The organism is Colwellia sp. SU-HH00943 (assembly GCF_057546125.1).
In genome coordinates, this window is sequence record NZ_BAAJLW010000001.1 from 1,050,596 (window position 1) to 1,064,187 (window position 13,592).

Below are 13,592 nucleotides of genomic sequence, written 5' to 3' on the forward strand. Positions count from 1 at the left end.
TATCCTACCCCTGAATCTCCGCTTGCCCTGAGCTCAAGGTACGAGCAGTCGAAGGGTGATTTACTCCGACCCTAATAGAGAGTTCTCATCCCCTGGTGCATAGGTTACAATAAAAGCCATGCTTCCCCCTCTATCAAGGCAATCCATGAACTCACTAATAAATTCAGAAACTACGGGTACACCACTTGTCGTTATTGAAAAATCGGCTTACCCACAGTGGTTAAAAGAACAAAGCCAAACTAGCCAACATTGGTTACAACAAATCAATTATGGTGGTGACGGTTTAGCCTTAATACCTAACTTTTCAGCGCCTGATGAAAACGCCATCAATTCAGCCCTGTTTGTAGTTAAAGATGCTCATCACTATTTTGCTTGTGGCGATTTGATCACGCAATTACCTGTAGGGCAATATTTACTGAAAGCTGCCGCTGAACACCAACAAGCGATATGCTTTGGTTGGTTAGTGGGCGCCTATAAATTTTCTGCCTATAAAACCAGTCAAGCAGATAAAAGCTTGCCAAGTTTAGCGGTACAAGATCAAGCACTCGTTGAAAGCACAACCAAATACGCACAAGCAACCGCCTTAGTGCGAGATTTAGTTAACACACCTGCCAGTGACATGATGCCTGTTAACTTAGGTGATACTGCACAATACTTAGTGGATACGTTTGGCGGCAAAATAAAACAAATTATTGGTGATGAGCTGCTACTGACTAATTACCCAACTATTCATGCAGTTGGTCGCGCTAGTATTAATCAACCTCGTCTTATTGACTTTAGCTGGGGTGATGAAAAGCACCCTAAAGTTACCTTAGTGGGTAAAGGCGTTTGTTTTGATAGTGGCGGCCTCGATATTAAACCTGCTGCAGGTATGCGCAACATGAAAAAAGACATGGGCGGTTCAGCTCATGTACTTGGTTTAGCACAACTCATTATGTCTCATCAATTACCAGTGAACCTGAGAGTACTAATCCCCGCGGTAGAAAATTCAGTATCAAGTAATGCTTTACGGCCCGGTGATGTTATTACCACACGTAAAGGTTTGACGGTTGAAATAGATAACACTGACGCCGAAGGTCGCTTAGTATTAGGTGATGCTCTATGTGAAGCTTGCCAAACTAATCCTGAATTAATTATAGATTTTGCCACCCTTACCGGTGCTATGCGTGTAGCTTTAGGAACAGAGCTGCCCGGCTTTTTCTCAACCAGTGATGAAGTCGCCACAGGCATTACTCAAGCTGGCAACAAAATTAGTGATCCTGTGTGGCGTATGCCTTTGTATGAGCCTTATGAAGATTTATTCAAAAGTACCATTGCCGATATGACCAACTGCTCAACAGGCCCTTTTGGGGGCGCAATTACTGCCGCCTTATATCTACAAAGATTTGTTGAACAGGATATTGATTGGGTACATTTTGATATTATGGCTTTTAATGTCCGTGCGCTTTCAGGGCGTCCTTTAGGGGGAGAAGCTTTTGGTATTCGCGCTGTTTTTGATTACCTACAAGCAAGATATCAATAAGCTCTGCTCTATAACATCTAAATAATTAAACCTCAGCAAAGGCAATATTACCTATGCCTTTGCTGCCTTCACTTCATCTTAAAGTATCATTGCTACAGTTCATCTCATGCAAACTGTTGGAAGTACTTTTTTATGTACTGTAATTGCAATATCAATCATTTATTAGGCTAGATAGCATCACTTTCACAGTGAAATAATAGATTACATTTCAATAACTAGACTAAAGTCTACCTCAAAACCCTGCCTTCTTAGACTTAGGTCTAATTCCTTTATCCGATGATTAATTCTACTTTATTATCTGAATAAAAATTAATCATCATTTAAAAATGATAGATAAAAACAAAAGAGACATAGAGCTCTAATTAAAAAACATAGCAAATAACAAAAATCAACTGCTTCGGCAGACAAAGTGGGGATACATAATGTTTAAATTTCAAAAGAGTAAATTATTACTAGCAACTGGCTTACTCACAGCAGCTGGCGCAGCTAATGCCGGCTACACCTTTGACCTATCAGATAATGACAAACTAACCTTTGGTGGCTTTATAAAAGTCGATGCTCGTTACACCAGCGGTGATGTTGGCTACCGTGACTTCTGGATAGGTACTGGTTCTGTTGTTGATGATCAATCATCGTTTAAATTACTCGCTAATGAATCACGTTTTAATACAAAATATGTCCATGGTGATGTCACAGGTTTCATTGAAATGGATTTTTACGGTGGCCAAGGTACAGGTGAAGCATACACCAATGGTTTGAACCCAAGATTACGTCATGCAACTATCAGCTATAAAGGCTTAACGGTTGGTCAAACTTGGACCACGTTTATGAACACCAGCGCTTTAACTGAAACCGCTGATTTTGGTGGCCCTATGGTGGCTGAAGCTTTCGTACGTAACGCACAAATTCGTTATACCATGGGTAACTTCCAAGTAGCATTAGAAAACCCTGAAACAACAGGTGGTAGTGCAGCTAATGACTCGTTACCTGATGTTATTGGTAAATACACCTTTAAAGGTGATTGGGGTAATGTCTCTGTGGCAGCGTTATTCCGCCAATTAAGTGTTGATGCTGATAACAACGAAACTGCGCTTGGTTACTCTGTTGCAGGTCGCATCAAAACCTTCGGTAAAGATGATGTACGCTTCCAAATTCACGGCGGTAATACAGGTCGTTATGTGGGTGTCGCGGCGGCAAGTGACTTAGTGGGCGGTGAAGCCGAAGAAACACTAGCATTTAAAGCGTCTTATCGTCATTTCTGGACAAAAGATACACGTAGTTCAATCTTCTACGGTAACATCACTACAGACTTAAGTGATGCAGATCGCACTCATTGGGGTGTAAATATCTTCACTAACTTAACGAAGCAATTATCTTACGGTGTTGAACTAGGTCAGTTTGACATGGCCGATAGCGATGCCTCTTCTATGTACGGACAACTATCATTTAAATACGTACTTTAAGCGAAAAGAAATTTACGCTTATTTACCATCTTGCGTTAGTTAACCTCCAATCGAGGTTATTTTATGGGGAAGCTTTGCTTCCCCTTTTTTATTATTTCAATAAAGCTCCCACCCATAGTTTTTTTAGATATCTGTACTAAACTAAAGTTAAAATCACAGCTAGTTGAAAACATATATGGACTTACTAAGACAATACTCAATCCAAAAACGCTTCGCACTTATTCTCATCATTGTTGCGATCGGTATGGTGGCACTTAGCGCCATCAGTTTATCGAAAGCATACCAATTATTGTTGCAACAAAAATATACGGCTAATCAACAAGTTGTTGAGGCTGCATACGGTGTTATTCAGCACTTTCATCAACAGCAAACTGTTGGAACGTTAAACGAAGAGCAAGCCAAGCAACAAGCTATCGAGGTATTAAAAGCCCTAAGATACGATGGCAACAATTACTTTTGGGTAAATGACTTTTCCCCCAACATGATCATGCACCCAATCAAACCATCACTCAATGGCCAAAGTATCAGCGGTGTGAAAGATCCTGACGGCACAGCACTATTTATCAACATGGTGAACGTGGTTAAAGAAAAAGGCGAGGGCTTTGTACCCTATAAATGGCCAAAGCCCGGAGTTGATGAGCCTGTTGATAAAATTTCATTTGTGAAAGGCTTCTCACCTTGGCAATGGATTATTGGCTCAGGTACTTATATTGATGATATTGATGATATCTTTGCCTCAAAGCGCAATACACAATTAACCTATGCATTCATCTTAACTTTACTTATTATCACGCTAGGTTATTTCATTGGTAAGAGTATTATTGTACCAACCCATGAAGCCTCTAACCTGATGAAAGATATTGCCCACGGTGAAGGAGACTTAACACGCATATTAAATCATAATGCCCGTGATGAAGTATCTCGTTTAGCGCATTATTTTAATCAGTTCACCCAGAAAATTCGAGACTCATTACGTGATGTTGCCAGCAACTCAGACATTGTACTTAGCCATGCACAAACGGTTGCTAGTGGTAGTGAAGCAGCGCAAGCGTTAACACAAAGCCAAAACGACATTACTACTCAAGTTGCTACGGCTATGGAACAAATGACCTCTCAAATACGCGATGTGAGTGATAATGCCAATGCTGCTGAAGGTGCAGCCAACAACGCTCGATGCAACACCTCCCAAGGTAAAGAAATTGTTTCAAATACCATAAATCAAATGCAGTCACTTTCAAGTAACATCAATAGTGTTTCAGAAGTTGTCGCAAGCCTTGCGGCTGAAAGTGATAATATAGGCTCGGTATTGGATGTTATTCACGGTATTGCTGAGCAAACCAATTTATTAGCTTTGAATGCCGCCATTGAAGCAGCTAGAGCTGGAGAACAAGGACGGGGCTTTGCTGTAGTAGCCGATGAAGTTCGTACGTTAGCTAATAGAACAGAACAAAGTACCAATGAAATTCAACAAATGATTCAAAAACTGCAATCCGGCGCACAAGAAGCCGTTTCAGCGGTGAAGTTAAGCCAAGATATCTCTAGCCAAACTGTTGAACAAGCCAATAAAGCCGATGATTCTTTGTCTGAAATAGATAAACTTATGGAGTTAATCCTAGAAATGAATACACAAATTGCCCGTGCTACCGAGCAACAATCACAAGCAGCTGATGAGGTCAATTTACGTATTAATGATTTATCAAATATGACTGATGACTCTTTACTAACATCTGAACAGTTAAATGAAGCAAGTATTCAATTAAAATCAAGCAGTAACAATATGTCAGAAGTGCTAAGTCGCTTTAAGTTCTAGCTTTATTATGAGCAAAAAAAAAGCCAGTAACTATTGTAGATACTGGCTAAACCATCAAAAAGTTTCGTTGATTCAACGGGAAAAAATTGAATCGTACAATAAAGAGGTGAGAAGGAACTTAGTGATCATGTGTCCTGAAGCATAATCACTAAGCTACCTGCCTCATACCAAAAGAAGTACCTTTTTCACGCTGAGTGTGGTTCATTCAGTTGGTATCTGTTGATTATACGTGTGAGAGAGCGTTCACTTGCCTAACCAACAAGTAAATGATAATCATTCTTATTTGTATCGTCAACCATTTTTTTAAAATAATTGCTTTTTATTTTTTCAGCTTAGCAAATGCATCCGCAAAAGCGTTACCCATTGCCGCATTTTCAACTTTTCTTGGTTTTTGATTTGACTGAGATTTATGATGAGGTTTATTACCTTTATTATGGTGTTGCTTGGTTTTATGCTGAGTATTCACCCTATCATGACTAGCTTGCTGAGACATTCTACCACTTGGCTTACCTGTGGTTTCATCATCTAAACGCATGGTTAAACTAATACGTTTGCGGTCAACATCAACCTCGGTGACTTTCACTTTCACAATATCTCCCGCTTTGACCAATTCTCGCGGATCGCTAATAAATTTGTTTGTCATCGAAGAAATATGTACTAACCCATCTTGATGAACACCTAAATCAACAAAGGCGCCAAAATTAGCAACATTAGACACAACCCCTTCTAATACCATACCTATCACGAGATCATCGATTTTGTTAATGCCTTCACTAAAATTAGCAGTTTTAAATTCAGGCCTTGGATCACGACTAGGTTTAGCCAACTCAGTCAGAATATCTTTAATAGTAACTTCACCAAACTGCTCTGTTGCTAACTCATCAATATTGACTTGTTGTAAATTTTCATGCCCAGCCAGTGAACTCACATTATCAAGTTGTAGCTGTTTAATAAGTTTTTCAACAATAGGGTAAGTCTCAGGGTGAACAGCTGTTTGATCTAACGGATTGTCGCCACCACTAATACGTAAGAAGCCAGCAGCCTGCTCAAAGGCTTTCGGCCCTAATCGCGCTACTTTTTTCAGTTGCTTTCTATTGGTAAAAGCGCCTTGCTCATCTCGAAAACTCACAATGTTATTGGCCATGGTTTTATTTAAGCCTGCAACGCGTGTTAATAAAGCAGCAGAGGCTGAATTTAAATCTACGCCAACCGCATTCACACAATCTTCAACCACATCATCTAAACTTTTTGTTAACTGGCTTTGACTGACATCATGCTGATATTGCCCTACACCAATAGCTTTGGGATCAATTTTAACTAACTCCGCTAAAGGATCTTGTAAACGTCTAGCAATGGACACTGCACCCCGTAGTGATACATCAAGTGATGGGAATTCATTTGCTGCAAGTTCAGAAGCAGAGTAAACCGATGCCCCCGCCTCACTCACCACCATTTTTTTAGGTTTAGCTAAGCCATTTTCAATAAGTTTAGCAATGACATCAGTCACTAACTTATCGCTTTCACGTGAGCCTGTGCCATTACCAATAGCAATAAGTTCAACCTTATGTTGTCGGCAAATATTCACTAAAGTACGTACTGATTTATCCCAGTGGTTTTGGGGCGCATGTGGAAAAATGGTGGTGGTATGTAAGAGCTTACCTGTAGCATCAACAATGGCAATTTTACAACCGGTACGCAGGCCAGGATCTAAACCTAAGGTGACTTTCGCACCTGCAGGTGCAGCCATCAGTAAGTCTGATAAGTTTTCAGCAAAGACCTTAATCGCCTGCAATTCCGCTTGTTCTCGCAACTGGGCTAACAACGCATTAGTTAAACTCACACTTAACTTGCTTTTCCAAGCCAGTCGTACTGTATTAGTTAAGAAATCAGCGGCTTGTGGTGTTCTTTGAGCAAAGCAACGCAGGGTTAAATGTTCGCTGATCAATTGCTCTGCACTCGAGATAGCAGGTTTATCTTGTTCAGGATCAACATCAATACTTAACTGCAGTACCCCTTCATTACGCCCACGTAACATGGCGAGCATACGATGTGATGGCACAGTTTTTAACTTCTCACTATGTGAAAAATAGTCGCGATATTTTGCCGCGGCTTGCTCTTGTCCCTTGACTAGCTTACTCGTTAAATGCGCTTGTTTGAGCATATGATGACGGAGCTTTTGCAATAAGTTAGCATCTTCACTATATCGCTCAGCTAGAATAGCACTTGCTCCTTCTAACACCGACTTTACCTCACCAAAACCCGCCTTAATATTGATAAAGGCCTCTGCTTCGTGCTCAGGATTTAATTGCCAATGGTTAAATAATTTATTCGCTAACGGCTCTATACCTGCTTCAATAGCAATTTGCCCTTTTGTGCGACGCTTAGGTTTAAAAGGTAAATACAAATCTTCTAAATGAGTTTTATTATCTGCGCTAGCAATCTGCTTAGCGAGTGACTCTGTTAATTTATTTTGCTGTTTAATACTGGTTAGAATAACCTGACGACGCGCTTCTAAATCGCGTAAATAGCTTAGTCTGGCAGCCAATTCTCGCAAGTGATTATCATCTAAACCTTGTGTTGCTTCTTTACGGTATCTGGCAATAAATGGCACTGTCGCACCATCATCCAATAAAGCGACTGCGGCACTAACTTGACAGGGTTTTACGTTAAGTTCTTGAGAAATTTGTTCGACAATTGCTGACATTAACTAATATTCCAACATTGGTTGACTAGGTTTTAAGTATTTATTCCTACAATTCAACGAGTAATGTTTAGGTTGAACGAATACAGTAGGCTTAATACACCTGTTTACACTATGCTGGCAATTATATCAGAAAGTCTCTTTATCAATTAACAATTAATAGCAAATTTCATTGCCACCTTTCATTTTTGCTTGATAGGCTGCAACATCAGCCATAGAGAAAAGTTGCTCAAAAATAAAGTTGCCTTCCTCCGTTGAGCTTAAACCAAAGCTGGCTGAAGTTTGATGACTGCTTGGCGGCAACGCAAAAATAGCTTCGCGAAGGGTATTTGTTTTTAGCTTGGCTTGCTCAATTGAACAATGTGGTAATACGAGTAAAAATTCATCTCCGCCCAAACGAATAGCGGCATCTTCATTACGGCAGTTTTCTTTTAATACCTCGGCAATATCACACAATAATTTATCACCCGCATTATGGCCTAATTCATCATTAATCAGCTTAAACTTATCTAAATCTATCATCACAATCGATAATGGGTAGTTGTAACGCTGTGCTGAACTCAGCGCCTTTTTAATATAAGGCAGTAAAAAATGTCGGTTGTACAGACCTGTCAACTGATCTGTCATGGCCATTTTCTCTAATGCGTGCTTCTGCGCTTTCACCTGTTGATAAAGTCGCTGAGTTAATAAAAGATTTTTTAATCTAGCTGACAGCTCTGCCTGTATAAAAGGCTTATTAATAAAGTCATTAGCACCTTTTTTCAGCGCATGAATTCGCTGGCTATCATTCATGGTTGCCGAAATGGCAAGGATAGGGGTAAAGGCTTTTTCATCCGGTAAGCTTTTAATATCTTCAATTAAATCAATACCATCTTTCTTTCCTTCTAAGACGATATCAAGCAAGACCAGATCATAATGGTGCTCTAGATAACTATCAAAACCAGCTTCAGCACTGGTATAGTGGTCAACTGTCAGCCCCATATCTTCAAGCATACACATGGTGGCTCTTGCCTGTGAGAGGTTATCTTCAATTAGCAGAATATGGCTTGAATCATCGCATGACACCAGTTCATCTTGGGTTATATGAGCAAACAGAGTTTTAAGCTTATCTAGCGCCATTTTTTGACAAATATAGTTCACTTGCGCTGTTTTAGCTTTAGCAAGCTTTTCTTGGCTTTGTTCACTTGAAAAAATAATGATAATAGACTGTTCGAATCGCTTAATGCTTCTTATCTTTTTTGCCAATTCAACACCTTGCATGTCTGGCAAGTGCATCGCTATACAAATGAGATCGAATTGGTGCTCTTCAACACTATCTAGCGCATCAACACCATTGCTGACTTCTTTCGCGCTAATAGCAAAACCTTGTAAAAACTCACTCAGTAATAAACGGTAAGTTTTAGAAGGTTCAACGATCAATGTCTTCATTTAACAGCTTTCTCTTTGAAATATAGTAATTATTTAAGTATGGATGAAAAATATATTTCTGCCAGTTTAATCACCAATACTCACTGGAACTAAGTCACTGGTACTAAGGTGCTAAATAAAACCACCTTAAATTGCGTTAAGGTATCTGATAACTCCTCATAATAAGTTACTAGCCAAAGAGTGTTAGTGTGCAAACCTTACATTAAATGGATTTGCTACGCGTTGCTCAAAAATAGCAGTAGTTACGCTCACTAGGCTTTCAAGTCGCTTTGAAAAATGAAATAGGAAAAAAGATGTTAAAGAACAAAACAGCGCTAATAACTGGCTCCACTAGCGGGATTGGTTTAGCTACGGCTCACGTATTAGCAGAGCAAGGGATTAATTTAGTATTACACGGTTTAATGAGTGATTCTGAAGGTGAGGCTTTAGCGACAGAATTCGCCAATAAATACAATATAAAAACCCGCTTTGATAATGCTAATTTAATGGAGTCTCAAGCGATTGATGCACTAATATCTAAAGCGCAAGATGACATGGGCAGCATCGATATCTTAATTAACAATGCTGGTATTCAGCATACTGAGGGTGTTGATACTTTTCCAGAAAATAAGTGGAATGCCATTATTGCTATCAATTTAACCGCAGCGTTTCATACTATTCAAAAATCTCTACCCGGTATGAAAGAAAAAGGCTGGGGACGTATTATCAATATCGCTTCAGTACATGGCTTAGTCGCCTCGTTAAATAAAGCCGCTTATGTCGCCGCAAAACATGGCATTGTTGGTTTGACTAAAGTAGTCGCTTTAGAGTGTGCAGAACAAGGCATTACCGCTAATTCGATTTGCCCGGGTTGGGTTGATACCCCATTGATTAACAATCAAATCAATGATATCGCTGAAAAACAGCAGGTCGATTTTGAACAAGCCAAATATAATTTAGTGACGGCTAAGCAGCCATTACCTGAAATGATGGACCCTCGTCAAATTGGTGAATTTATTTTATTCCTATGTAGTGACAGCGCGCGCAGTATTACAGGCGCTTCATTACCTATGGACGGTGCTTGGACTGCGCAATAATTTTAAAAGGTATCGTAATGACAGTACAAAAGGGCGAGCAAATTCGACGACAAGTCATGGGACATGACTTTGTTGATAAAGCGCTAAATAACACCGACAGCTTTACCCAACCTATGCAAGAGTACATCAATGCGCATGGGTGGGGATCAACTTGGCAGCGCGGGGGGATAGATTTAAAAACACGCAGTCTCATCACCATCGCAATGTTAGCCGCACTAAAAGCACCACAAGAGCTTAAAGGGCATATTCGAGGTGCAATTAATAACGGAGCCACCCCCGAAGAAATACGTGAGGTATTACTACATAGCGCAGTATACTGTGGCGCTCCAGCAGCGCAAGAAGCCTTTCGAGCAGCGAAAGAAATACTCAAGTAATAAACTTTTTTCGCATACCAACAAGTAAACTATCAATTCCGAATCTGGCTAGTGTTGCTAAGAATTTACCATTACACTGAGTAAATAACTTCTTAGCAAACACAGCAAATGGACAAGCAACAATATCAACAAGCGAGACTGTCACGTGACGCCCGTTTTGATGGCCAATTTTTTGTTGCTGTCAAAACCACAGGCATTTTCTGTCGACCCATTTGCCCGGCACCAGCACCGAAAGAGCAAAATGTTGAGTACTTCTCAACCTCGGTTGCGGCAACTAGCCATGGCTACAGACCTTGTTTACGGTGTCGCCCCGATGCAGCGCCAGACTCGTTTGCTTGGCAAGGAAAAAACACTAGCTTTAAGCGAGCGTTGTCGCTAATTAACGAAGGAGCACTTACCTCGCACAGTATCAGCTATTTAGCCGAGCGATTAGGTATTTCCAGTCGATATCTTAATAAACTATTTCAAGAGAATCTCGGTACCAGTGCGAAAAATTATGCTCAGCATCAACAGTTAATGTTTGCCAAAACATTATTACAACAAACGCGCATGAGCATAACCGAAATTGCCTTTGCCGCTGGTTTTAATAGTCTGCGTCGATTCAATGATTGCTTTAAAACAAAATTAAAATTAACCCCCTCTAGTTTGAGGAAAACACTATATGAAGCCTCTGAAACGAAAACAATCACACTGTTTTTAAGTTATCGTCCACCTTATGCCTGGGCACAGCTTAGAGATTTTTTACAGCGCAGAGCTATTTCTCCAATAGAACAAATATCAGCGCATAGCTATGGCAGGACCTTTACCTGGTTAACTGACAAGAACACGGTAATATACGGGCAATTTAACGCTCAGCATATGAGTGACAAGCATGGTTTTGAAGTCAGCATTAGCCTTGATGACATTAATTACTTAATGCCTGTGGTCAGAAATATTCGCCGAATTCTAGATTTAGATGCATCTATAGATACAATTGATCACCAACTATCAAGCTTACCTGGCTTTACTGAAGGTTATTGTTCTGGCTTGCGATTACCGGGCACGTGGAATTTATTTGAAGCCGGTGTCAGAGCAATTTTAGGTCAACAAATCTCTGTTGCTGGCGCGCTAAAACTAGTCGCTACCTTGGTGGAGCATTATGGTCAAAAGCAGGGTAAATTAAGCTTTTTTCCCTTGCCAACAGATCTTCTTCAAGGTGATTTATGCGAATTAAAAATGCCCGCAGCACGGCGAGAAACTTTATTGCGTTTTGCACAATTTATGGTGGATCACCCGCACGCCTCACCAGATAAATACATGTCAATAAAAGGTGTTGGCCCTTGGACGGTCGATTATATAAAAATGCGTGGCTTAAGTGCGCCTAATATATGGTTAGGGGGCGATCTTGGTGTTAAAAAAGCACTAAACCAACACAGTATTACATTGAACCCCGAAAGTGCCTCGCCTTGGCAATCATATCTCACTTTTCATGTTTGGAATTTATTATGACGACGGTTTTTGCAAGCTTTTTATCCACTCCCATTGGTGAAATAGGCATATTTGCCAACCATGAAAATCTCATTCGAGTTGAGTTTATTGATAAGCTCAGAGAGCTTAAGATAGACAACCGGCAAAGACTACAGACAAACACCATTACACTCGCTGCCAGACAACAACTAATGCAATACTTTGCTGGCGAGCGAAAGGCATTTAATTTACCTTTAGCGCCACAAGGCACGCCTTTTCGACAGCAAGCCTGGCAAGCACTTTTAACAATACCTTATGGAGAAACCTGCTATTACAGCCAACAAGCAGAACTGATGAATAACCCAAAAGCAGTGAGAGCAGTAGGTGCGGCCAATGGTGCAAATCCTATTGCTATTATTATTCCATGTCACCGAGTCATAGGTAAAAGTGGCAGCTTAACAGGGTATGCAGGCGGCTTAGATAGAAAAGCTTGGTTATTAGAATTTGAACTACAACAGTAAGAAAATTCACCATAACTAAATTGAACGTACACCTACTTCAAGTTGCCTCTATAAACTTTGCCAATGGCTGGGCTTTATTGTAATTTATTACGCTAATTGAATTGTTTAGGAGTAGTAATGATAAAAGTTTATGGCGATATAAAATCAGGGAACTGCTATAAAATCAAACTATTATGTAGCCTTTTAGCGATTGAGCATCAATGGCTTGATATTGATATTTTAGCGGGTGAAACGACACAAGCAGAATTTCTTGCGAAAAATCCCAATGGAAAAATTCCACTTCTAGAGTTACCAAACGGCCAGTATTTAACTGAGTCTAATGCCATTTTAAATTATTTAGCCGCTGGCTCTCACCTTCTTCCCACAGACACTTTTGAGCTTGCTAAAGTACAACAATGGCAATTTTTTGAGCAATATAGCCATGAGCCCTTTATCGCTGTAGCTCGTTTTATTGCTAAATATTTAGGCTTACCGGATGATCGAAAAGCTGATTATGAAAGCAAACATCAAGGCGGCTATAAAGCCCTCGACGTGATGGAAGCCCAGCTAGTTAAAACACCATATCTTATAGGTAAAAGCCTAACTACCGCCGACATTGCCTTATATGCTTATACGCATGTAGCCGACGAAGGTGGCTTTGACTTAACAGATTATCCGGCTATTTCAGCTTGGTTAAGTAGAATAAAAAACCAAACTAACTATATCGGTATGAACTAAGTGAGCAGGGCATAAATGATGATACGCTCAGCCACAACTGAAGATGCACCGCGTCTAGCGGAAATTTATAATCACTATATTACCGATACAGTTGTTACCTTTGAAGAAGAAATCATCAGTATTGATGAAATGAAACAGCGCATCATCAAAGTGCTTGAGCAAAAGTTGCCTTGGCTAGTCATTACTCAAAACAACACTGTTATGGGTTATGCTTATGCCTCTCCTTGGAAGTCACGTAGTGCCTATCGTTATAATGTGGAAATCACCATATACCTATCACCTAACGCGAAAGGAAAAGGTCTAGGTACACAGTTATACCAAACATTATTTACTCAGTTACAACAACTCAAGGTGCACACGGTAATTGGCGGAATCACACTGCCCAATCCGGCCAGCATCGCCCTTCACGAAAAATTTGCTATGACGCAAGTTGCTCACTTTACCCAAGTAGGCTTTAAGTTTGAGCAATGGCTTGATACTGGCTATTGGCAACGAGTGCTAACTGACTAAGCTATCAAGCTCCTTTTTATACTA

Annotated in this window: 11 protein-coding genes; 9 read left to right on the forward strand and 2 right to left on the reverse strand. The window is 40.2% G+C overall.

Going from position 1 to position 13,592, the window contains the following annotated elements; genetic code table 11:
• Positions 1-145: 145 nt before the first annotated feature.
• The 3 genes from AC27GZ_RS04645 (at position 146) to AC27GZ_RS04655 (ending at position 4,795) form a co-directional block, all read left to right on the forward strand.
• On the forward strand, positions 146-1,522 hold the full coding sequence (locus tag AC27GZ_RS04645) for a leucyl aminopeptidase family protein (protein ID WP_487093707.1): 1,377 nt from the start codon (positions 146-148) through the stop codon (positions 1,520-1,522).
• A 422-nt stretch (positions 1,523-1,944) separates the two neighbouring features.
• A complete protein-coding gene (locus AC27GZ_RS04650; RefSeq protein WP_487093708.1) occupies positions 1,945-2,985 on the forward strand; it encodes a DcaP family trimeric outer membrane transporter in 1,041 nt (346 codons plus the stop codon).
• A 175-nt stretch (positions 2,986-3,160) separates the two neighbouring features.
• Positions 3,161-4,795, forward strand: coding sequence for a methyl-accepting chemotaxis protein (locus AC27GZ_RS04655; RefSeq protein ID WP_487093709.1), 1,635 nt, complete (start codon positions 3,161-3,163; stop codon positions 4,793-4,795).
• A gap of 319 nt (positions 4,796-5,114) precedes the next feature.
• Here AC27GZ_RS04655 and AC27GZ_RS04660 read toward each other — a convergent pair whose 3' ends face one another.
• On the reverse strand, positions 5,115-7,499 hold the full coding sequence (locus AC27GZ_RS04660; protein WP_487093710.1) for a Tex family protein: 2,385 nt from the start codon (positions 7,497-7,499) through the stop codon (positions 5,115-5,117).
• Between the two features lie 153 nt (positions 7,500-7,652).
• Positions 7,653-8,924, reverse strand: a complete 1,272-nt coding sequence (locus AC27GZ_RS04665; protein ID WP_487093711.1) for a GGDEF domain-containing response regulator — start codon at positions 8,922-8,924, stop codon at positions 7,653-7,655.
• Between the two features lie 293 nt (positions 8,925-9,217).
• On the opposite strand from AC27GZ_RS04665, the gene AC27GZ_RS04670 reads away from it, so the two are divergent.
• The 6 genes from AC27GZ_RS04670 (at position 9,218) to AC27GZ_RS04695 (ending at position 13,568) form a co-directional block, all read left to right on the forward strand.
• Positions 9,218-10,000 carry a 3-hydroxybutyrate dehydrogenase gene (locus tag AC27GZ_RS04670; protein ID WP_487093712.1) on the forward strand — a complete coding sequence of 261 codons (783 nt, stop codon included), beginning with the start codon at positions 9,218-9,220 and terminating at the stop codon, positions 9,998-10,000.
• 17 nt (positions 10,001-10,017) lie between these two features.
• Positions 10,018-10,374, forward strand: coding sequence for a carboxymuconolactone decarboxylase family protein (locus tag AC27GZ_RS04675; RefSeq protein ID WP_487093713.1), 357 nt, complete (start codon positions 10,018-10,020; stop codon positions 10,372-10,374).
• A gap of 108 nt (positions 10,375-10,482) precedes the next feature.
• The gene (locus AC27GZ_RS04680) at positions 10,483-11,862 is read left to right on the forward strand and encodes a DNA-3-methyladenine glycosylase 2 family protein (protein ID WP_487093714.1); all 1,380 of its coding nucleotides are present in this window, start codon (positions 10,483-10,485) and stop codon (positions 11,860-11,862) included.
• The gene (locus AC27GZ_RS04685) at positions 11,859-12,341 is read left to right on the forward strand and encodes a methylated-DNA--[protein]-cysteine S-methyltransferase (RefSeq protein WP_487093715.1); all 483 of its coding nucleotides are present in this window, start codon (positions 11,859-11,861) and stop codon (positions 12,339-12,341) included. The genes AC27GZ_RS04680 and AC27GZ_RS04685 overlap by 4 nt, the downstream gene beginning before the upstream one ends.
• Before the next feature lie 120 nt (positions 12,342-12,461).
• Entirely contained in the window at positions 12,462-13,058 is a 597-nt protein-coding gene (locus tag AC27GZ_RS04690; RefSeq protein ID WP_487093835.1) for a glutathione S-transferase family protein, read from the forward strand.
• 15 nt (positions 13,059-13,073) lie between these two features.
• The gene (locus AC27GZ_RS04695; protein ID WP_487093716.1) at positions 13,074-13,568 is read left to right on the forward strand and encodes an arsinothricin resistance N-acetyltransferase ArsN1 family B; all 495 of its coding nucleotides are present in this window, start codon (positions 13,074-13,076) and stop codon (positions 13,566-13,568) included.
• Positions 13,569-13,592: the final 24 nt, after the last annotated feature.